21 protein-coding genes, 4 tRNA genes and 1 other RNA gene are annotated in these 20,951 nt (G+C 55.3%); 14 read left to right on the forward strand and 12 right to left on the reverse strand.

Features of this window, described 5'->3' with window-relative positions:
* Positions 1-33 precede the first annotated feature (33 nt).
* A complete protein-coding gene (locus tag ACN1CO_RS09750) occupies positions 34-387 on the forward strand; it encodes a YfeC-like transcriptional regulator (RefSeq protein ID WP_419138772.1) in 354 nt (117 codons plus the stop codon).
* 35 nt (positions 388-422) lie between these two features.
* Here the strand turns inward: ACN1CO_RS09750 and gltX are convergent, their stop codons facing one another.
* Positions 423-1,838 carry a glutamate--tRNA ligase gene (gene gltX, locus ACN1CO_RS09755; protein ID WP_419138773.1) on the reverse strand — a complete coding sequence of 472 codons (1,416 nt, stop codon included), beginning with the start codon at positions 1,836-1,838 and terminating at the stop codon, positions 423-425.
* Positions 1,839-2,110: 272 nt separating this feature from the next.
* On the opposite strand from gltX, the gene ACN1CO_RS09760 reads away from it, so the two are divergent.
* The 6 genes from ACN1CO_RS09760 to ACN1CO_RS09785 all read left to right on the forward strand — a co-directional run bounded on the left by ACN1CO_RS09760 (position 2,111) and on the right by ACN1CO_RS09785 (position 3,175).
* Positions 2,111-2,186 (forward strand) — tRNA-Val (locus tag ACN1CO_RS09760).
* Positions 2,187-2,227: 41 nt separating this feature from the next.
* Positions 2,228-2,303 (forward strand) — tRNA-Val (locus ACN1CO_RS09765).
* Between the two features lie 36 nt (positions 2,304-2,339).
* Positions 2,340-2,415, forward strand: a tRNA-Val gene (locus tag ACN1CO_RS09770).
* A gap of 4 nt (positions 2,416-2,419) precedes the next feature.
* Positions 2,420-2,495, forward strand: a tRNA-Lys gene (locus ACN1CO_RS09775).
* Positions 2,496-2,538: 43 nt separating this feature from the next.
* A non-coding RNA gene (locus tag ACN1CO_RS09780) (RtT sRNA) lies at positions 2,539-2,672 on the forward strand.
* Positions 2,673-2,833: 161 nt separating this feature from the next.
* Positions 2,834-3,175, forward strand: a complete 342-nt coding sequence (locus ACN1CO_RS09785) for a FlxA-like family protein (RefSeq protein ID WP_419139012.1) — start codon at positions 2,834-2,836, stop codon at positions 3,173-3,175.
* On the opposite strand, the gene ACN1CO_RS09790 is transcribed toward ACN1CO_RS09785, so the two are convergent.
* Positions 3,172-4,092 (reverse strand): LysR family transcriptional regulator, encoded by a 921-nt coding sequence (locus tag ACN1CO_RS09790; protein ID WP_419138774.1) that lies wholly within the window; start codon positions 4,090-4,092, stop codon positions 3,172-3,174. The genes ACN1CO_RS09785 and ACN1CO_RS09790 overlap by 4 nt on opposite strands.
* A 95-nt stretch (positions 4,093-4,187) precedes the next feature.
* Here ACN1CO_RS09790 and ACN1CO_RS09795 point away from each other — a divergent pair, with 95 nt between their 5' ends.
* Positions 4,188-5,198, forward strand: a complete 1,011-nt coding sequence (locus ACN1CO_RS09795; protein ID WP_419138775.1) for a bile acid:sodium symporter family protein — start codon at positions 4,188-4,190, stop codon at positions 5,196-5,198.
* Between the two features lie 27 nt (positions 5,199-5,225).
* On the opposite strand, the gene ACN1CO_RS09800 is transcribed toward ACN1CO_RS09795, so the two are convergent.
* From ACN1CO_RS09800 to zipA, 3 genes are all read right to left on the reverse strand, one after another.
* The gene (locus tag ACN1CO_RS09800) at positions 5,226-5,444 is read right to left on the reverse strand and encodes a DUF3820 family protein (protein WP_003848878.1); all 219 of its coding nucleotides are present in this window, start codon (positions 5,442-5,444) and stop codon (positions 5,226-5,228) included.
* Positions 5,437-7,464 carry an NAD-dependent DNA ligase LigA gene (ligA, locus tag ACN1CO_RS09805; protein WP_419138776.1) on the reverse strand — a complete coding sequence of 676 codons (2,028 nt, stop codon included), beginning with the start codon at positions 7,462-7,464 and terminating at the stop codon, positions 5,437-5,439. The genes ACN1CO_RS09800 and ligA overlap by 8 nt, the downstream gene beginning before the upstream one ends.
* Before the next feature lie 75 nt (positions 7,465-7,539).
* On the reverse strand, positions 7,540-8,544 hold the full coding sequence (gene zipA, locus ACN1CO_RS09810) for a cell division protein ZipA (protein ID WP_419138777.1): 1,005 nt from the start codon (positions 8,542-8,544) through the stop codon (positions 7,540-7,542).
* Between the two features lie 218 nt (positions 8,545-8,762).
* On the opposite strand from zipA, the gene cysZ reads away from it, so the two are divergent.
* The 6 genes from cysZ to crr all read left to right on the forward strand — a co-directional run bounded on the left by cysZ (position 8,763) and on the right by crr (position 13,717).
* The gene (gene cysZ / locus ACN1CO_RS09815) at positions 8,763-9,530 is read left to right on the forward strand and encodes a sulfate transporter CysZ (protein WP_419138778.1); all 768 of its coding nucleotides are present in this window, start codon (positions 8,763-8,765) and stop codon (positions 9,528-9,530) included.
* Between the two features lie 141 nt (positions 9,531-9,671).
* A complete protein-coding gene (cysK, locus tag ACN1CO_RS09820) occupies positions 9,672-10,640 on the forward strand; it encodes a cysteine synthase A (protein ID WP_033733457.1) in 969 nt (322 codons plus the stop codon).
* Positions 10,641-10,660: 20 nt separating this feature from the next.
* On the forward strand, positions 10,661-10,855 hold the full coding sequence (locus ACN1CO_RS09825) for a hypothetical protein (protein ID WP_419138779.1): 195 nt from the start codon (positions 10,661-10,663) through the stop codon (positions 10,853-10,855).
* A 172-nt stretch (positions 10,856-11,027) separates the two neighbouring features.
* Positions 11,028-11,285, forward strand: a complete 258-nt coding sequence (gene ptsH, locus ACN1CO_RS09830) for a phosphocarrier protein Hpr (RefSeq protein ID WP_003848868.1) — start codon at positions 11,028-11,030, stop codon at positions 11,283-11,285.
* Positions 11,286-11,446: 161 nt separating this feature from the next.
* Positions 11,447-13,174, forward strand: a complete 1,728-nt coding sequence (ptsI, locus tag ACN1CO_RS09835) for a phosphoenolpyruvate-protein phosphotransferase PtsI (RefSeq protein WP_419138780.1) — start codon at positions 11,447-11,449, stop codon at positions 13,172-13,174.
* A gap of 42 nt (positions 13,175-13,216) precedes the next feature.
* A complete protein-coding gene (gene crr, locus ACN1CO_RS09840; protein ID WP_090958889.1) occupies positions 13,217-13,717 on the forward strand; it encodes a PTS glucose transporter subunit IIA in 501 nt (166 codons plus the stop codon).
* A gap of 60 nt (positions 13,718-13,777) precedes the next feature.
* On the opposite strand, the gene ACN1CO_RS09845 is transcribed toward crr, so the two are convergent.
* From ACN1CO_RS09845 to ACN1CO_RS09875, 7 genes are all read right to left on the reverse strand, one after another.
* Positions 13,778-15,118: an ATP-binding protein gene (locus tag ACN1CO_RS09845; RefSeq protein WP_419138781.1), complete on the reverse strand. Its 1,341-nt coding sequence runs from the start codon at positions 15,116-15,118 to the stop codon at positions 13,778-13,780.
* Complete coding sequence (locus ACN1CO_RS09850) at positions 15,115-15,795, reverse strand: response regulator transcription factor (RefSeq protein WP_283547370.1); 681 nt, start codon at positions 15,793-15,795, stop codon at positions 15,115-15,117. Before ACN1CO_RS09850 ends, ACN1CO_RS09845 begins: the two co-directional genes overlap by 4 nt.
* A gap of 170 nt (positions 15,796-15,965) precedes the next feature.
* Positions 15,966-16,850 carry a cysteine synthase CysM gene (gene cysM, locus ACN1CO_RS09855; RefSeq protein WP_419138782.1) on the reverse strand — a complete coding sequence of 295 codons (885 nt, stop codon included), beginning with the start codon at positions 16,848-16,850 and terminating at the stop codon, positions 15,966-15,968.
* A gap of 82 nt (positions 16,851-16,932) precedes the next feature.
* Entirely contained in the window at positions 16,933-18,021 is a 1,089-nt protein-coding gene (gene cysA / locus ACN1CO_RS09860) for a sulfate/thiosulfate ABC transporter ATP-binding protein CysA (protein WP_419138783.1), read from the reverse strand.
* A complete protein-coding gene (cysW, locus tag ACN1CO_RS09865) occupies positions 18,011-18,886 on the reverse strand; it encodes a sulfate/thiosulfate ABC transporter permease CysW (RefSeq protein ID WP_419138784.1) in 876 nt (291 codons plus the stop codon). Before cysW ends, cysA begins: the two co-directional genes overlap by 11 nt.
* On the reverse strand, positions 18,886-19,719 hold the full coding sequence (cysT, locus tag ACN1CO_RS09870; protein WP_090958872.1) for a sulfate/thiosulfate ABC transporter permease CysT: 834 nt from the start codon (positions 19,717-19,719) through the stop codon (positions 18,886-18,888). Before cysT ends, cysW begins: the two co-directional genes overlap by 1 nt.
* Positions 19,719-20,735 (reverse strand): sulfate ABC transporter substrate-binding protein, encoded by a 1,017-nt coding sequence (locus ACN1CO_RS09875; RefSeq protein ID WP_419138785.1) that lies wholly within the window; start codon positions 20,733-20,735, stop codon positions 19,719-19,721. The genes cysT and ACN1CO_RS09875 overlap by 1 nt, the downstream gene beginning before the upstream one ends.
* Between the last annotated feature and the right edge of the window lie 216 nt (positions 20,736-20,951).

Consider the following 20,951-nt stretch of genomic DNA (forward strand, 5'->3'; position numbering starts at 1 on the left):
TGTACCGCTAATGTATTTAACAGGGACAGCATCGTGAAAAAGGAATGGCTCACCCCCGAAGAACTGGCTGCAGAAACGGGTTACAGTCGGCAAACGGTGAATAAATGGATTAAGCGGGAGAACTGGACAACCACGCCAAAGCCCGGTGTTCAGGGCGGCAAGGCGCGTCTGATTCATATTGATGAGCGCGTAAAAAGCTTTATTCAGTCGACCCGCAATCTCAACGAACCCGCAGCAACCTATGGTGCAGTAGCGAATTCGTTACCTGCGTTATTGATAAGTTCCATCCAGCAAATGAGTCAGGACGAACAGGATCAGTTCACCGCATTAATCTTACGCGAAGGAATTAAAGGCGTGCTGGAGCGGCTGGGAATCGGTGAAGAGTAAAGAAACCGGAAGCATGACGCTTCCGGCTGAGTTTATTAAGCCTGGGCTTCGCGCTCACTGATAAAGGCTAGAGCCTTTTCGATACGCGCCACACTGCGACTGCGGCCAATCGCTTCGACTGTGACATCCAGACCCGGTGACTGACCGGCACCGGTCACGGCCACACGCAGCGGCATGCCCACTTTGCCCATTCCGACTTCAAGCTCATCTGCGGTGCTCTGAATAGCCTGATGTACGTTTTCAGCGGTCCAGTCAGTGATCGCGGCCAGCTTATCGCGCACAAGTTCCAGCGGCTGACGCGCAACCGGACGAAGATGTTTCTTCGCCGCATCCGCATCAAACTCAGCAAAGTCTTCATAGAAGTAGCGACAGGATGCCGCCATCTCTTTCAGCGTTTTGCAGCGATCGCCCAGCAGACCCACCAGCTTCGCCAGTTCCGGACCGGTACGGGTATCAATTTTCTGCTCTTCAATATGCCACTGCAGATGTGTCGCCACATATTCTGGCGGCAGCGTGGTGATGTAGTGATGGTTCAGCCACTGCAGTTTTTCAGTATTGAACGCACTGGCAGATTTACTGACGGCATCCAGGGTAAACAGCTCAGCCATTTCCGGCACGCTGAAGATTTCCTGATCGCCATGTGACCAGCCCAGGCGAACCAGGTAGTTGAGCAGCGCTTCCGGCAGGTAGCCATCATCACGATACTGCATCACCCCTACTGCGCCATGGCGCTTGGAGAGCTTTTTGCCGTCATCGCCCAGGATCATTGAAACGTGGGCATAAACCGGAACCTCTGCGCCAATCGCTTTGAGGATGTTGATCTGACGTGGTGTGTTGTTGATGTGGTCTTCACCGCGGATAACATGGGTGATGCCCATATCCCAGTCATCGACGACGACGCAGAAGTTGTAAGTTGGCGAACCATCGGTGCGGCGGATGATCAGATCATCCAGTTCCTGGTTGCTGAACTCGATCGGGCCACGGATCTGGTCGTCAAAGATCACCGAACCTTCCTGCGGATTGCGGAAACGCACCACGCACGGCTCATCATCGGCATGATGTTCATGGCTGTCACGGCAGCGTCCGTCGTAACGCGGCTTTTCGTTGTTCGCCATCTGCTCTTCACGCAGCGCTTCCAGGCGCTCTTTAGAGCAGTAGCATTTATAGGCGGTGCCCGCTTCCAGCATTTCATCAATGACCGCGTTGTAGCGATCAAAACGTTTAGTCTGGTAGTAAGGGCCTTCGTTCCAGTCGAGGCTGAGCCAGTTCATGCCATCCATGATGGCTTCGATAGCTTCCGGCGTGGAGCGCTCCAGATCGGTATCTTCAATACGCAGCACGAACTCGCCCTTGTTGTGACGGGCAAAGAGCCAGGAGTAAAGCGCGGTACGGGCGCCACCGACATGCAGATAGCCGGTCGGGCTGGGCGCGAAGCGTGTTTTGATTTTCATTGAGTATTGCCTTAGATGCGCGGGTTCTCTGTCTGGATGACAAAAAACAGGTTAGACGCGAAAAAACAGTGGGCACATTCTAGCATCTGACAGTGAATCCTCAATGCATGCCCGCCGGTTGCTCCCCGGGAAAAGCGGCTTTTCTGCCAGTAAAACCAGCGCATTGGCTAAAAGCGCGACAGGATGTTTAAAAATAAACCGAACGCACATTTATGTTTTAAAAAGCGTTGACTCAAAATCAACTATCCCTATAATGCGACTCCACACAGCGGGGGTGATTAGCTCAGTTGGTAGAGCATCTCCCTTACAAGGAGGGGGTCGGCGGTTCGAACCCGTCATCACCCACCACTCTAAAGAGTGTTGCCCGCAGTGAACAGGTATGAAGATATGGGTGATTAGCTCAGTTGGTAGAGCATCTCCCTTACAAGGAGGGGGTCGGCGGTTCGAACCCGTCATCACCCACCATATCCAGCCTGTTAAAGTAGTAGTGAAGTACGAAGTGGGTGATTAGCTCAGTTGGTAGAGCATCTCCCTTACAAGGAGGGGGTCGGCGGTTCGAACCCGTCATCACCCACCACTTCGGGTCGTTAGCTCAGTTGGTAGAGCAGTTGACTTTTAATCAATTGGTCGCAGGTTCGAATCCTGCACGACCCACCAATTCAGAATAAAGCGCCTTTTGGGCGCTTTTTTCGTTTCCGGGGCACGGACTTCACTGTGCAGGATGAGAACCTGCTGCAGGTTCGACTGAATCGCCAGGCGATTCAGGCTGATGCGACAGCATCACCCGGAGGGCGAGGCCCACAATGGGCCGAGGCTATCCTGCACGACCCACCAATTCAGAATAAAGCGCCTTTTGGGCGCTTTTTTCGTTTCTGCTGCACAGGACATTGGCTTCTAAAATAAGCTCCCGCCTTTTCGAAACCTTAACACTCTGCGCTCTCAAGTCGTTTCGCAGCGTGCCGATAACGTATGTGACCACTTACAGGGAGAAAATGATGTCTTCAATTTCCGGAATTTTAAGCAGTGCGGTCAGTGGCGGTGATAGCGGCGGCGGCAGTGTGGCCTCGCAGGTCTCTGCGCTGAATAAACAGATTCAGAATGTGTTAACTCAGGTCAAAGAGCTGGCCGACAACAAAGAACTGACTGACCAGCAGAAGTCTGAAATGCAGCAGATGTACCAGTCACAAATCACCATGCTACAGGCGCAGATTGCTCAGCTGGAACAGAAGCAGGCGGAGCAGGATCAGCCAAAAAGTGACAGCACGCCTGTCAGTGAAAACAAAGCGGACGGCATTAACCGCCCTACCGATACCAACAAAGTTGACGTCTATATCTAAAACGCGGGCCTGGCTTCGCGTTGTTGCGCCAGCAGCGTTGCCTGCTGGCGCACCTCCTGCCAGATCGCCTCGGCTGCCGGTGTGAGCGAGCGGTTTTTGCGTTTGATCAGCGTCAGGCTGCGATTGATTTCCGGATAGAGACGCCGCACCGTGAGGGCGCGGTCCGCCGGTAGCGGTAAGGCCAGCGCGGGCAGAATACTGATGCCAATCCCTACCTGCACCATCGGAAACAGCGTGGCCGGATGACCAATCTCCTGCACCACTTCAGCCCTGATATTCTGCTGCTGCATCGCCGCATCGATCAGTACCCGACTGCCAGAGGCGTAATCCTGCAATACCATGGTTCGGCCATCCAGCATCGACCATTCTGCCCTCTCCACCTTCGCCAGCGGATCATCATCGCGGCATAGCAGCAGGAACGGCTCATCCAGAATCGCGATGCTGTCGAAATCGCTGTCGCTGAGCGGCCCAATTACAATCCCGAAATCGACCTCGGCATTACGCACGCTTTGCAGTACCCACTGCTGGGCGCGATCGTGCAGTATCACTTTGATATCGGGAAAATGGTGCTGACTGGCGGCCAGGCATTGCGGCATCAGATGCGCGGAAATAGTCTGGCTGGCGGCGACTCTGACGGTGCCACTGCGCTGCTCGCCGAAACTGCGGATATCCAGCAACGTGGTATGAATCTCCTCCAGCAGGCGCTCCATGCGTGACGCCAGCTGTTTGCCTGCCTCGGTCAGCATCACCTCACGCGTGGTGCGATCCAGCAACCGCACGCCGGTTTCCGCCTCCAGCTCTTTAATGCTGTGACTGACCGCCGACTGACTCAGCCCTATCGCCTGCCCCGCCTGACTGAAACCACCGTAGTGGGCCACCGCAATAAAGGTACGAAGCTGACGCAGGGTGTAATTCATCGATTGCGCTCATAGATTAATTCAATAAATCAATTTTATTTCTAAAACTACTTATCGCACAATCGCGCTATTGAAAAATTTACCGGATTTTAACAATGGGATTTTTAAAGCTTGATCCGATGATGGTTAAACTCATCATCACCGTGCTGCTGGCCTCCTTCCTGCCAGCGAAAGGGATCTACGTCGATATCTTCAGCTACCTCGCGACGGCAGCGATAGCGCTGTTGTTCTTTATGCACGGTGCCAAACTTTCGCGCGAAAAGATCATTGCAGGCAGCAGTCACTGGCAGCTGCATCTGTGGATTATGTTCAGCACCTTCGTGCTGTTTCCGGCGCTGGGTCTGCTGCTGGTCTGGTGGCATCCGGTCGATGTCGGCCCGGAAATTTATACCGGCTTTATCTATCTCTGTATCCTGCCTGCTACCGTTCAGTCCGCCATCGCGTTTACCTCAATGGCGGGCGGTAATGTCGCGGCAGCGGTATGCAGCGCCTCGGCGTCGAGCCTGCTGGGTGTGTTTATTTCGCCGCTGCTGGTGAACCTGGTGATGGATATTCACAGCAGCGCGCCGAGTGATGGCCTGGAGCAGATTGGTAAGATTATGCTGCAACTGATGGTGCCTTTCATTCTGGGTCACCTGTCACGTCGCTGGATCGGTGGCTGGATTGAGAAACATCGCAGCCTGATTGGTAAAACTGACCAGACCTCGATTCTGCTGGTGGTCTATTCCGCCTTTAGTGAAGCGGTGGTGAACGGCATCTGGCATCGTGTTGGCCTGATTACGCTGCTGTGGATTGTGGCGGGTTCCATCATCCTGCTGACCGCCGTGCTGATTATCAACCTGCTGGCCTCGCGCCTGTTCCGCTTTAAACGCGCCGATGAGATTGTGGTGCTGTTTTGTGGTTCGAAGAAGAGTCTGGCGAATGGCGTGCCGATGGCGAACATTCTCTTCCCGGCCAGTACCGTGGGGATCATTGTACTGCCGCTGATGATTTTCCATCAGGTTCAGTTGATGGTCTGCTCGTTTATTGCCGGACGCTACAAGAAGACCAATGAGAAACAGCAGACTCTGAAGGTTAAAGATTCGGTGATGGAGTCACAGAAGTAAAACCGTTGCCCGCTTGCGCGGGCACTTTTACTTGCGGGTCTGGAGCGGTTTAACTAATCCCTCCAGACCTTCTATTTTTATCGTCAGGGTCAGCTGCATCAAATCTCCCAGCAACCCGGACGGGAAGTCGCCACTGCGGGCAAACCACAGCAGATAAGGCTCGGGCAGATCGATCAGCATCCGCCCTTTATATTTGCCAAACGGCATAGGCGTATTGGCTATCGCCACCAGCTGATGTTCATCCATTTCTGGCACCCAGCAGACGGATCATTTCCGCTTCATCAATCACTTCTATACCCAGTTCCTGTGCTTTTGCCAGCTTAGAACCGGCCGCTTCACCGGCGATCAGCAGATCGGTTTTCTTCGATACGCTGCCGCTGACTTTTGCGCCCAGCGCGTTCAGCTGCGCTTTAGCATCATCGCGGTTCATCTGTGACAGCGAGCCGGTCAGCACCACGGTTTTTCCGGCGAACGGACTGTCGATCTCTTCGGCTTTCACCACTACCACCTGCGGCCAGTGAATGCCAATCTCTTCAGTCAACTGGCGGATAACCTCACGATTACTCTCCTCTTCCATGAAGTTGCGCACGTGCGCGGCAACGACTTTGCCGACATCCGGCACAGCAATGAGCGCTTCAAGGTCGGCATCCATCACCTTCTGCAGCTCACCGAAATGGTTAGCCAGATTGGCGGCGGTCGCTTCACCGACTTCACGAATACCCAGCGCATAGAGGAAACGCGCCAGCGTGGTCGACTTCGCTTTCTCCAGCGCGTCGACAATATTTTGCGCCGATTTCGGCCCCATACGATCCAGCCCGGTCAGCTTGCCCGCCGTGAGACGGAACAGATCGGCAGGCGTATTGACGTACTCTTTCTCCACCAGCTGGTCGATAATCTTATCGCCCATGCCATCGACATCCAGCGCCCGACGCGAGACAAAATGCTTCAGGGCCTCTTTGCGCTGCGCGCCGCAGATCAGACCGCCGGTACAGCGCGTGACCGACTCGCCTTCGACCCGCTCAACCTCTGAACCGCAGACCGGACAATGAGCCGGGAACAGAATTTCACGCGTCTCTTCAGGGCGCTCAGCAATCACCACATTGACCACCTGAGGGATGACATCACCAGCGCGGCGAATCACCACACGATCTCCGATGCGTAATCCCAGCCGCTCGATTTCATCCGCATTATGCAGCGTGGCATTACTGACAATCACGCCTGCGACCTGTACCGGCTCAAGGCGCGCTACCGGCGTGATAGCGCCCGTTCGCCCAACCTGAAATTCGACGTCCCGCACCCAGGTCAGCTGTTCCTGTGCCGGGAATTTAAAGGCAATCGCCCAGCGCGGCGCACGCGCTACAAAGCCCAGTTGCTCCTGCAGAGCCTGTGAGTCGACTTTGATCACCACACCATCAATATCAAAACCCAGGTTCGGGCGCTGTTGCTCAATATCACGGTAGAAGGCCAGCGCTTCTTCCGCGTTGTGCACCAGCTTAATGCGGTCGCTGACCGGCAGGCCCCAGGCTTTGAACTGTTGCAGACGCCCCATATGACTGTGCGGCATCTCACCGCCTTCCAGCAGGCCAAAACCGTAGCAGAAGAAGGTCAGCGGACGTTTCGCAGTAATGCGCGGATCAAGCTGACGCAGAGAACCCGCCGCTGCGTTACGCGGGTTAGCAAAGACTTTGCCATCCGTGCGGCGCGCTTCTTCATTCAGCTTTTCGAAGCCGCGCTGGGTCATAAACACTTCGCCGCGCACTTCCAGTCGGGCAGGAATGTTGTCGCCTTTGAGCCGCAGCGGGATAGCGCGAATGGTACGGACGTTGGCGGTAATATTCTCGCCGGTCGTGCCGTCACCCCGCGTGGCTGCCCGGACCAGCAGGCCATTTTCATACATCAGGCTGACCGCAGCGCCATCGAGCTTGAGCTCACAGCAGTAGGTAATGTCCTCACTGCTTTTCAGTCGATCCTGTACCCGCTTGTTGAAGGCCAGAAACGTGGCTTCATCAAAGGCGTTGTCCAGTGAGAGCATCGGGACTTCATGGCGCACCTGCTCAAAGACCGTCAGCGGTGCAGCACCCACGCGTTGTGTCGGCGAGTCCGGCGTAATGAGATCGGGATGTTCTTCTTCCAGCTGACGCAGTTCACGCATCAGGCGATCGTATTCAGCATCCGGCACTTCCGGCGCATCCATGACGTGATAGAGATATTCGTGATGGCGCAACGTGGTGCGCAGTTCGGTGATGTGATCCTGGACGGATTTCATAAAGCCCCATCAGATAAAAAACCCCCGACAGGCGGGGGTTTGTTTTAACAATTCAGATAGCGGTTAGCGCAGGTCTCAGACGCCAACCACATCGCGGATACGCGCTTTGTAGGTTTCCAGCTTCTGTGGCGTCATCATGCGACGCTCATCATCCAGCACCACGCCGCCAACATCGTCAGCGATACGCTGTGCTGACTGCAGCATCAGCTTGAAGTTCTGATTCGCATCGCCATACGAAGGGACCATCATAAAGATAGAGATGCCAGGCGTGCTGAAATCGGTCATCAGGTCAGGGTTGAACGAGCCAGGCTTAACCATGTTAGCCAGACTGAACAGAACCGGACCGCTGCCAGCCGGACTGAGATGACGATGGAAAATGTTCATTTCACCAAACTGGAAGCCCGCCTGCAGAATCCCCTGCAGCAATGCCTCACCGTTCAGTTCACCGCCCGAATGGGCAGCAACATGTAACACCAGCACCGCTTCTTTCGGCTTTTCCGCTGGCGCTTTAGCCGCAGGCTGTTCTGGCGCAGGAGCCGGTGTCACTTCAGGTTGTGGCTGCGGCTCAGGTTCGGCCTGGTACTGCGGTGCAGGTTGTACGGATTCCAGTGGATCGAGATCCAGCAGCGGGTCGGCCTGAACGGGTGGCGCGACAAAAGTCGGCGCGGGCTGCTGACGAACCGGTTCAGGGCGCGACTGCGGAGCAGACTTGGGTGCCGTATTGAAAAGCGGGTCGTTGTCAGTTTCGGGTTGCGGTGCGGGTCGTGGCGCAGGCTGACGCACAGGCTCAGCGGGCGCTTGCTTACGCGGCGCTTCTGGCTGTGGCTCGCGGATCTCATCGAAACGCGGTTCCTGATGGACGTTGCGCTCAGAACGAACACGAACCTCGCCGACGCCGTCATCTTCGTCGTCAATCAGGTCCTGCTCATCATGTTCATCACGTTGTTTTAGACGTTTGTGCGGGCGATCGCGGAACACTGACGAACGCTCTTTACGGCTGGTCCACAGCCCGTGAAGAAGGAGCGCTATAATGGCGATCGCGCCAACAACGATTAATATCAGACGCAAATCCTGCATCATTGTATTCTCTGTTGTTCCAATACCTTGCCACCGCGGCAAACTTTATCCTCTAACTGTATTTGCCCTGCTACACAAGTGCAAGTCTGTGCAGTATTTTCTGACAAATAAGATAGGCAACCCACGCTTTTTCGCTGTTTTTTTACCCAAACGGCACCTGGCCTGGAGAAAAAGCCAGGTTATAGTGAGCGCGCCTTGACACCTTCAGGAGAATTGGCTTTATGGCCATTGAGAATTCCGTCTCAAATTTTAACGGCATGCACTACTTTAGCCAGGGCTGGAAACTGGTCCGTCTGCCTGGCATTCGCCGCTTTGTGGTAATGCCACTGCTGATCAACATCATCATGCTGGGCGGCGCGTTCGTCTGGCTGTTCTATCGGCTTGGTGACTGGATCCCGCGCCTGATGGCCCATATTCCTGACTGGCTGCAGTGGCTGAGCTATCTGTTATGGCCGCTGTCGGTGATTGCGATTGTACTGGTGTTTAGCTACTTCTTCTCGACGCTGGCAAACCTGATTGCCGCCCCTTTTTGCGGCCTGCTGGCCGAGCAACTCGAAGGCCGCCTGACCGGTAAGCCTCTGCCCGATAGCGGCTGGGCGGGAATGATTAAAGATGTGCCGCGCATCATGAAGCGCGAGATGCAAAAACTGGGCTATTACCTGCCCCGCGCGCTGGGACTGCTGCTGCTCTACTTTATCCCTGGTTTTGGTCAGACGGTTGCCCCGGTACTGTGGTTCCTGTTCAGCGCCTGGATGTTATCCATTCAGTATTGCGACTATCCGTTCGATAACCACAAAGTGCCCTTTCAGCAGATGCGTAACGCCCTGCGTCGACACAAAACGGCTAATATGCAGTTCGGCGCGCTCACCAGCCTGTTCACCATGATTCCGATTCTGAACCTGGTCATCATGCCGGTTGCCGTCTGCGGTGCCACCGCCATGTGGGTTGATCGCTACCGGCCACAGCTGGCCCGCAGTGAGGTGCGTTAAACTGTTCAGCGCGCCTTATGCTCTTTTTTGCAGGGCTTATTGCCGGGGGACATATAGATATACGATTTCTTTCCTTCCGCCCCCAGGCAGAACAGGTATGCTCATAGGGATCCCAATAATTCATACAGTTAAGGGCAGGCTATGAGTAAGATCTATGAAGACAACTCTCTGACAATTGGTCATACGCCGCTGGTTCGACTGAACCGCATCGGTAACGGCCGCATTCTTGCGAAAGTTGAATCCCGTAACCCGAGCTTCAGCATTAAATGCCGTATCGGTGCCAATATGATTTGGGACGCAGAGAAACGCGGTATTCTGAAACCAGGCATCGAACTGGTTGAACCGACCAGCGGTAACACCGGTATCGCCCTGGCCTACGTTGCCGCTGCGCGCGGTTATAAACTCACGCTGACCATGCCGGAAACCATGTCAGTGGAGCGCCGTAAATTGCTGAAAGCGCTGGGCGCGAAGCTGGTGCTTACTGAAGGCGCTAAAGGCATGAAAGGCGCCATCGGCAAAGCGGAAGAGATTGTCGCCAGCGATCCGGACAAATATGTGCTGCTGCAGCAGTTCAGCAACCCGGCTAACCCGGAAATCCACGAAAAGACGACCGGCCCGGAAATCTGGGAAGACACCGATGGTGAAGTGGATGTGTTTATTGCCGGCGTCGGCACCGGCGGTACGCTGACTGGCGTGAGCCGCTACATCAAAAACACCAAAGGCAAGAAAGATCTGATTACGGTCGCGGTTGAGCCGACTGATTCACCGGTGATTGCTCAGGCACTGGCGGGTGAAGAGATCAAACCTGGCCCACACAAAATTCAGGGTATCGGTGCCGGTTTTATTCCGGGCAACCTGGAGCTGAATCTGGTTGACCGCGTGGTGGCTATCACCAACGAAGAAGCGATCAGCACAGCGCGCAGGCTGATGGAAGAAGAAGGTATTCTGGCCGGTATCTCATCCGGTGCTGCCGTCGCCGCCGCGCTGAAGCTGCAGGAAGACGAAACCTTCGCCAACAAAAACATCGTGGTGATTCTGCCCTCCTCCGGTGAACGTTATCTGAGCACCGCCCTGTTCGCCGATCTCTTCACTGAAAAAGAGCTGCAGTAGCAGAGGCAGATAGTCTGAAAATGGAGAAAAAAGCACCCGCACGGGTGCTTTTTTGTGGTGCAGATCTCACTTTCATCACCCGGCAGATTGATTTCAGTGACGCCGATCTGGTATTCAGACTGCCAATTATTTCGATGCCTGAAATTAATCCGCGCTTGAAGTGGATCAAGCTGAATCGATTTACGGATTCAGTGAAACGGCGAATCACGGCATAATTAACCGGTGACGTGTAGAATCGGTTTTGAGACGCAACGGATTGTAGATTTGACGCATGCGCGTCTTTGGTCAGCATGAAGCTATACCCGCGCACCTACACAGGCTAAAGTGAAGGCTCCAGGCTAGACTTTAGATCCATAACACTCATCCTGATAACGTTGGGGAAATAGAATGTTCCAGCAAGAAGTTACCATTACTGCACCAAACGGTCTGCATACTCGCCCAGCTGCGCAATTCGTAAAAGAAGCCAAAGCTTTCCAGTCAGAAATTACCGTGACCTCTAACGGTAAATCAGCGAGCGCAAAAAGCCTGTTCAAGCTGCAGACACTGGGTTTAACCCAGGGAACGGTTGTGACCCTTTCCGCGGAAGGTGAAGACGAGCAGAAAGCAGTTGAGCATCTGGTCAAACTGATGGCTGAACTGGAGTAATCTCCACTCAGTTCGCCAGCCAATCGACTCCTCTGCGCCATTGAGTGCAAACATCTTGATCGCGGACAATCTGTCCGCGTTATTGCTTTCGTAGAGTACGTGTCCCGCGACAATGGCACCGCATAGAGTCCCATCAGCCATCGTGATTAAAAGGTAGCGTTATGATTTCAGGCATTTTAGCATCACCAGGTATCGCTTTCGGCAAAGCACTGCTGCTGAAAGAAGACGAGATCGTCATCAACCGTAAGAAAATTTCTGATGACCAGGTTGAGCAGGAAGTTCAGCGCTTCCTCGATGGCCGTAGCAAAGCGGCATTACAACTGGAAGCGATTCGCGTCAAAGCAGCTGAAACCCTCGGTGAAGAGAAAGCATCAATCTTCGAAGGCCACATTATGTTGCTGGAAGATGAAGAGCTGGAGCAGGAAATCATCGATCTGATTAAAAAAGATCACGCTTCTGCCGATGCTGCTGCCAACTCTGTCATTGATGGCCAGGCGAAAGCCCTGGAAGAGTTAGATGACGAATATCTGAAAGAGCGTGCGGCTGACGTGCGTGACATCGGTAAGCGTCTGCTGCAAAACATCCTCGGGCTGCACATCGTTGACCTGAGCGCGATTCCGGACGAATCCATTCTGGTGGCTAAAGATTTAACGCCGTCAGAAACTGCACAGCTGAACCTGAAAAAGGTGCTGGGCTTTATCACCGATCTGGGTGGCCGTACCTCACATACCTCAATCATGGCGCGCTCGCTGGAAATCCCAGCCATTGTCGGCACCGGCAATGTGACCGTCACGGTTAAAAACGGCGATTTCCTGATCCTGGATGGCGTTAACAACGCGATTCACGTCAATCCTTCCGAAGCGCTTCAGGAAGAGCTGAAAGCCGTACAGAACCAGTATCTGTCGGAAAAACACGAATTAGCCAAGCTGAAAGATCTGCCGGCCGTCACGCTGGATGGTCATCAGGTTGAAGTCTGCGCCAACATTGGTACCGTGCGCGATATCGCCGGTGCTGAGCGTAACGGTGCGGAAGGCGTGGGCCTCTACCGTACCGAATTCCTGTTCATGGACCGTGACTCTCTGCCAAGCGAAGAAGAGCAGTTCCAGGCGTACAAAGCCGTTGCTGAAGCGATGGGCTCACAGGCCGTTATCGTGCGTACCATGGACATCGGCGGTGACAAAGATCTGCCTTACATGAACCTGCCGAAAGAAGAGAACCCGTTCCTCGGCTGGCGCGCGATCCGTATCGCCATGGACCGCAAAGAGATTCTGCATGCACAGCTGCGTGCCATCCTGCGCGCCTCCTCCTTCGGTAAACTGCGCATCATGTTCCCGATGATCATTTCGGTTGAAGAAGTTCGCAGCCTGAAAGCGGAACTGGAACTGCTGAAAGCGCAGTTGCGTGAAGAAGGGAAAGCCTTCGATGAAAGCATCGAAGTCGGCATCATGGTGGAAACCCCGGCTTCAGCGGTGATTGCGCATCATCTTGCGAAGGAAGTCGACTTCTTCAGTATTGGGACAAACGATCTGACGCAGTATACTCTGGCGGTTGATCGTGGTAATGATTTGATCTCGCACCTGTACAACCCAATGTCGCCGTCTGTGCTTAACTTAATCAAGCAAGTCATTGATGCATCTCACGCTGAAGGTAAATGGACCGGCATGTGTGGTGAGCTGGCAGGTGATGAACGTGCTACACTACTGTTACTGGGAATGGGGCTGGACGAGTTCAGCATGAGTGCCATTTCTATCCCTGGCATCAAGAAAATCATTCGTAATACTAATTTTGAAGATGCGAAGGCATTGGCAGAGCAGGCACTGGCTCAACCGACTGCGGATGAGTTAATGAACCTGGTTAACAAGTTCATTAAGGAAAAGACGCTCTGCTAATCTGCATGATGCTGGCCCCAAATTACTGCTTAGGAGAAGATCATGGGTTTGTTTTCTAAACTTTTTGGCGAAAAAACGGATAGCGCTGGGACAATCGACATCGTAGCGCCTCTGTCAGGCGAAATCGTGAACATTGAAGACGTACCAGATGTGGTGTTTGCAGAGAAAATCGTGGGCGACGGTATTGCGATCAAACCCAGCGGCAACAAAATGGTTGCGCCTGTGGATGGCACTATCGGCAAGATTTTTGAAACCAATCACGCTTTTTCGATCGAATCAGACAACGGCATTGAGCTGTTCGTCCATTTCGGTATCGATACGGTTGAACTGAAAGGTGAAGGCTTCAAACGCATCGCTGAAGAAGGCCAGAAGGTCAAAAAAGGCGACGTGGTTATCGAGTTCGATCTGCCGTTGCTGGAAGAGAAAGCGAAATCAACCCTGACACCGGTTGTCATCTCCAACATGGATGAAATCAAGGAATTGGTTAAGCTGTCTGGCCAGGTCACCGTCGGCGAAACGCCGGTGATTCGCATCAGAAAGTAAGCATTCGTTTATAACATAACGGCACCCTCGGGTGCCGTTATCGTTTCTGCGGTATCCGTTTCAGGGCTGCCAGTGCGGCAGACGCAGCGTCAGTTCAAGCCCGCCTTCCGGCCGGTTCCTCGCCTCGACTTCACCATGATGTGCCAGCACCACTTTGCGCACAATCGCCAGTCCCAGGCCATAACCTTTGCCCATCAGCGGCGAATTCACCCGCACAAACGGATCGAAGATGCTGGAGAGTTTCTCCTCATCGACGCCTGGCCCCTGATCGCGCACCTGAATCGCCAGCCACTGCTGCTCTGCACGCAAATCGACCTCAATCCGCTGGCCTGGCAGGGAGAAGCGCAGCGCGTTGCGTAGCACGTTCTCGACGCCGCGCCGTATCAGCTCTGCGTTGCCACGCACGGTGTAATCGGCCTGATCCCCGACCTGAAATTCTACCTGCACGCCAGGGATCTGCGCTTCATAGCGGACATCGGTGATCACCGCCTCCAGCAAACCGGTCAGGTCAAAATATTGCTCATCCGGGATGCTTTCATGCTCGGCCCGCGACAGCGTCAGCAGTTCACCGATCATCTTGTCCAGCCGCCGCGCTTCTTCATCAATGCGATCAAGGGAGCTATTCACGCTTTCTGGCGTCTGTCTGGCCAGGCCGGTCGCCAGCTGCAGTCGGGCCAGCGGAGAACGAAGCTCATGTGAGATATCGTGCAGCAGCTCTTCGCGGGCACGCACCAGCGTATCCAGCCGCTCGACCATGGCATCAAAGGCTTCTGCCACGTTTGAGATCTCGTCGTGGCGCTTACGCATGATTGGGAACAGCCGCACGCTCAAATCGCCTTCAGCCACGCGGGAGAATCCTTCCCGCAGCTGACGCATGGGACGCGTCAGGTTCCAGGCCAGCAGCAGACTGAACAGCAATCCCACCGAACCCGCGAAGACAAACATCGGCTCAGGGATATTCAGAAATTTGCGCGGCATCATGTTATGCGTGCTGTCTTTACGCATGCCATCCAAATCGTAGCGCAGCTGATACTCTTTGCCATCGGCACCGCGAACCCAGCGCACCACCTCTTCAGGAAGGCGGCCCACGTAATCCAGGTTACCGCTGTTTTGTGATTGTGGCGATTTGGTCTGCTGCGTCACGTGGAAAAACTGCCGGTCGCTGCGATCCCAGTCCGACAGCATCGCATTGAGTGCATCAGGCCCGGCCCGCTCCAGCACCGACGCGGCAGAGGTCATCTGCAGATCCACAATGCGACGGACAGCCAGGATTTCAGGCGGTTCGTGCCGTTTACCGGAGAGCGTGAAGCCGAGCCAGATGAGCTGGCTCATGATGACAAAAACGATCCAGAAGCCGATAAAGATCTTCCAGAACATCCGTCCACGGTAACTCTGTCTCATCGAATGCGGTAACCGATGCTGCGAACGGTTTCGATGTTGATGCTGTCAGCGGTTAACGCGCTGAGCTTCTGGCGGATGTTGCTGATATGCACATCGACACTGCGGTCATAAGCTTCACGCGGACGCCCAAGCCCCTTTTCAGAAAGCTCATCTTTCGATACCACTCTGTCCGGCGCGCGTAGCAGCAGATCCAGCAGATTAAATTCCGACGCAGTCAGATCGAAGGTTCGGCCCTGCCATTCGCTCATGCGGGTGGCGGGATTCAGCGTCAGCTCACCCCAGCGCAGCGGCTCTTTGGCGTCTGGCTGCGGCACCTGCTCTTCGAAACGTCGCAATACCGCGCGCAGGCGGGCTACCAGCTCGCGGGGATAACAGGGCTTAGGCATATAGTCATCCGCGCCCATCTCCAGACCGATGACGCGATCGATATTATCGCCTTTGGCGGTCAACATGATCACCGGTATCCGGCTGTTCTGGCGCACCTGACGCAGCACATCAATGCCGCTCATGTCGGGCAGCATGATGTCCAGAATCATGGCGGTGAACTCTCCCGACAGCGCCCCCTGAATCCCGGCGCTGCCCGTCAGAACCAGCTGCGCATCAAACCCTTCAGCGATCAGGTACTGACTTAACATCGTGCCTAATTCGACATCATCATCAACAAGCAAAATTTTCATGGTTATCTCTCAACAGAATTGGCGCTATTTTGTCCTGTGCCGGGCATTCGCGCAGCCTGATTTACGCGATCCTTACAGATTCAGTCTATCTGGCGCGCGAAATCCTTGCTCAAAAAAAGGCCTGTGGGCAGCAAACGCGCGCACAGGCCTGATTTTCGCATCAGCAGAGGTTACTGATGATAAAGCCCGGTCGAGAGATAACGATCGCCGCGATCGCAAGCGATCGCCACCACCACGCTGCCTGGATTCGCCTGCGCAATCCGCAGCGCACCCGCCACCGCGCCGCCTGAGCTGACGCCACAGAAAATGCCTTCGCGGCGTGCCAGCGCCCGCATGGTCTCTTCCGCTTCTTTCTGCGTCATATCCATCACATCATCGACCAGATCAGGCCGGTAGATCCCCGGCAGATAGGCCAGCGGCCAGCGGCGAATGCCCGGAATGCTGCTGCCTTCGCTCGGCTGTAAACCGATGACCTGCACGCCCGTGTTGTGCTCTTTCAGGTAACGACCTACGCCGGTAATGGTGCCCGTCGTGCCCATGCTGGAGATGAAATGGGTCATGCGCTGGTTCGACTGCTGCCATAACTCCGGCCCGGTGGTCTGATAGTGACCCAACGGGTTATCGGGATTATTAAACTGATCCAGCACCCGACCTTCACCACGCGCCGCCATCGCCTGCGCCAGATCGCGCGCCCCTTCCATGCCCTGCTCTCGCGGCACCAGAATCAGCTCTGCGCCGTAGGCCCGCATCGCGTCCTGCCTCTCCTGACTCATGTTGTCCGGCATCAGCAGGCGAAGACGATAGCCTTTCATTGCCGCGATCATTGCCAGCGCAATACCGGTGTTGCCGCTGGTGGCTTCAATCAGCTGATCGCCGGGTGAAAGTTCACCGCGCAGTTCCGCCTGATTGATCATCGACCAGGCCGCGCGATCTTTTACCGAGCCTGCCGGATTATTGCCTTCCAGCTTGAGCCAGACCTCACTGCCGTTGGCAGGCGTCAGACGCTGCAACTTAATCAGCGGGGTATTGCCGATGGTATTTTCAAGAGTCGTCACGGTGCATGTTCCTGGCATCTTACAAACTAGCGGCGAAAAAAAGGCGGGAGTCACACTCCCGCCCGCTGTTGATGAGAAAATATCAGGCGCTCTGTGCAAAGGCAACTGCGCGCAGCGGCGTATCGCCTTTATAGAGGCGCGCCTGCTGCAGGCCAACGAACAGGCGTTCGCCGCGAATCGGGGCCGTCTGCTCACCTTCGAACACGACCGAGACCGGCTCGCTCTGCCAGCCTGCAGGCTGAACCACCAGCTGCCAGAAGTGGCCACGCGGGCTGACTTCCAGCACCTGCACCGGCAGCGGAGTTTCGAGGCTGCTGCGGCGTGACACATCGATTTCCCACGGACGCAGGAACAGCTCAACCGCGCCCTGATGTGCCGAGGTATAGCCCAGCGGCCAGTGATGCGCGCCAACGTGGAACTGCGATCCCTGAATTTCGCCATCAAAGCGATTCACTTCACCCAGGAACTCCAGCACAAAGCGGGTCGCCGGATCGCGCCATACATCATCTGGCGTGCCGACCTGTTCGATGTTGCCCTGACTCATCACCACCACGCGATCCGCAACTTCCATCGCCTCTTCCTGGTCGTGGGTCACAAACACGCTGGTGAATTTAATCTCTTCATGCAGCTGACGCAGCCAGCGGCGCAGCTCTTTACGAACCTGCGCATCCAGCGCGCCAAAGGGTTCATCCAGCAGCAGAATCTGCGGCTCGACCGCTAACGCACGCGCCAGCGCTACACGCTGCTTCTGGCCGCCCGACAGCTGTGCCGGGAAGCGGTTCGCCAGATGAGCGAGCTGCACCATCTCCAGCAGACGGGTTACACGCTGTTTGATCTCCGCCGTTGAAGGACGTTCACGACGCGGCAGCACGGTCAGGCCAAAGGCGATGTTGTCGAACACCGTCATGTGACGGAACAGCGCGTAGTGCTGGAAGACGAAACCAACCTGACGATCGCGCGCATGCAGGCGGCTGACATCGTTGCCGTGAAAACGGATCTGACCGCTGTTCTGATGCTCCAGCCCGGCAATAATGCGCAGCAGCGTGGTTTTACCCGAGCCTGATGGGCCAAGCAGCGCCACCATTTCACCCGAGGCAATATCCAGAGAGATATCGTTCAGCACCGAGGTGCGACCAAAGGACTTGTTGATCTTGTTAATCTCAATGCTCATGATTTCCCTCCTGTTGCAGGCGTTTGTGCTGTTGCTCTAAACGCCACTGCACAATGCTTTTCAGAAACAGCGTTACGATTGCCATCAGGGTTAACAGGGCGGCTGCGGTGAACGCGCCAACGGTGTTGTAGTCCTGATGCAATAATTCAACCTGAAGCGGGAGCGTGTAGGTCTCACCGCGAATCGATCCCGATACCACCGAGACCGCACCAAATTCACCAATCGCACGGGCGTTGGTCAGGACGATGCCATACAGCAGCGCCCAGCGAATGTTCGGCAGCGTCACACGACGGAACATCTGCCAGCCGGAAGCGCCTAACAGCACCGCCGCTTCATCTTCGTGGCTGCCCTGACTCAGCATCACCGGGACCAGTTCGCGCACCACAAACGGACAGGTCACAAACACCGTCGCCAGCACCATGCCAGGCCAGGCAAACATAATCTGGATGTTATGCGCATCCAGCCAGCCGCCCGCCGGGCCATTAACGCCCCAGAACAGCAGATACATCAGACCGGCCACGACGGGTGACACGGCAAAAGGAATATCGAACAGGGTCAGCAGCAGCTGACGGCCTGGAAAGGTAAAGCGCGTCACCAGCCAGGCGAGCAGCGTGCCGAACACCAGGTTCACCGGAACGGTAATCAGCGCCACCATCACGGTCAGCCAGATGGCGTGCAGCATGTCCGGGTCGGCCAGATTACCCAGCGCGACAATCAGCCCCTGATTCAGCGCTTCCCAGAAGATGGAGGCCATCGGCACCACCAGCAGCAGAATCGAGATCAGAGTGCCGATACCAATCAGCAGCCACTTGCCCCAGTTCACCGGCTGACGCGCCGCGTGATTAAGCTGTGAAACCTCAGCCATTAGTGACCTCCCAGACGACGGCCAAAGCGGCTCTGTAATGTGTTAATCGCGAATAACAGAATCAGCGAGGCCGCCAGGATCACCGAGGCGATGGCGCTGGCCGCCGGATAGTCGAACTCCTGCAGCCGGACAAAAATCATCAGCGAGGTGACTTCGGTTTTCCAGGCGATGTTACCGGCAATAAAGATCACCGCACCAAACTCACCCAGGCTGCGGGTAAACGAGAGCGCGGTGCCAGCCAGCAGCGCAGGCGCCACTTCCGGCAGCACCACGCGGCGGAAGCTCTGCCACGGCGTGGCACCCAGCGTTTCGGCCGCCTCTTCATACTCCGGGCCTAACTCCTCCAGCACTGGCTGGACGGTACGCACCACAAACGGAATGCTGGTGAAGGCCATCGCAATGGCGATACCAATCCATGTGTAGGAAATTTTGATGTCGAAATGGGCGAACCACTGTCCGTACCAGCCGTTGACTGAAAAGAGTCCGGCCAGGGTCAGACCCGCTACCGCCGTAGGCAGTGCAAACGGCAGATCCATCAGGCCATCGAGCAGTGCCCGGCCCGGAAAGCGATAACGCGTCAGGATCCAGGCCATCAGCATGCCGAACACCGCATTAAACAGAGAGGCGACACCGGCAGAGAGCAGCGTCACTTTATAAGCGGCAATCAGCTGAGGGTTAGTCACCACATCCCAGTACTGCTGCAGCGTCATCTGCGACAGCTGCATGATCACCGCGCTGATCGGCAGCAGCAGAATCAGGCAGGTAAAGAGCAGGCTGGTGCCGAGGCTGAGACCAAAGCCGGGCAACACACGTTTCTGGCTGGCTGCAAACATTATCCACGCCCCGCCGCTAACAATTTATCAAGCTCACCGCCGCTGGCGAAATGCGTCTTCATCACTTTGTCCCAGCCGCCAAAGGCATCTTCCACCCGGAACAGGCTGGTCTGTGGGAAACGATCTTTCTGTTCGGCCATCAGCTGTGGATTGTTCACGCGATAGTAGTAGTGCGTAATAATATTCTGCGCTTCAGGCGTGTAGAGATAGTTCAGGTATGCGCTGGCCGCATCCGCCGTTTTGTTGATGGCGACGTTCTTATCCACCCACGCCACCGGAAACTCCGCCAGAATATTGGTTTTCGGCACCACGACTTCATACTCATCTTTGCCGAACTGGTTGCGGATGTTATTCACTTCCGACTCAAAGCTAATCAGCACGTCGCCCAGACCGCGCTCAGCAAAGGTCGTCGTCGCGCCGCGACCACCGGTGTCGAACACTTCCACGTTTTTCAGGAACTGAGTCATAAAGGCCTGGGTTTTGGCCTGATCGCCGCCGTCCGCTTTATCCGCTGCGCCCCAGGCGGCCAGATAGGTATAGCGGCCATTACCGGAGGTTTTCGGGTTCGGGAAAATCAGCTTCACATCGCTGCGGGTCAAATCTGACCAGTCGTGGATCTGCTTTGGATTTCCTTTACGCACCAGAAACGCCATGGTGGAGTAGAAAGGTGAGCTGTTGTTCGGCAGACGGCTTTTCCAGTCTGCGGCAATCAGGTTGCCTTTATCGTGCAGCACCTGCACATCCGTGACCTGATTATAGGTAACCACATCCGCGCGCAGTCCCTGCAGAATAGCCAACGCCTGCTTTGATGAACCGGCGTGCGACATCTTGATGGTCAGGGGATCGCCAGGATGGCTGGCATCCCACTGTTTAACAAACGGAGCATTCAGGGCGACAAACAACTCCCGCGACACATCGTAAGAGCTATTAAGCAGTTCAGTGGCATTGGCTGCGCCGGCCAGGCTCAGCGACAACGCGATACCGCTCACGATTTTTTTCATCGCTTGTAATGTCATTTGGCACCCTGAAAAAGTTTGATGCGGATCTCACCCGCTGAGGCACCAGTTTATTTATAACTCAGTGAAAACCAGTAACGGTTTTATATATCGTTTGATGATTTCAAAGTCGAAAAAAGCATAAGACGGCGGCAGAGTTTATGCAGAAATCAGCAAAAGCCGATGGGGAGAGAGAACCGCGTGCCGCGTGGGCTGGCAGGGATTTTGGGCGGATCA

This window comes from Pantoea sp. R13S299 (genome assembly GCF_048515925.1).
Classification (GTDB): Bacteria; Pseudomonadota; Gammaproteobacteria; order Enterobacterales; family Enterobacteriaceae; genus Pantoea.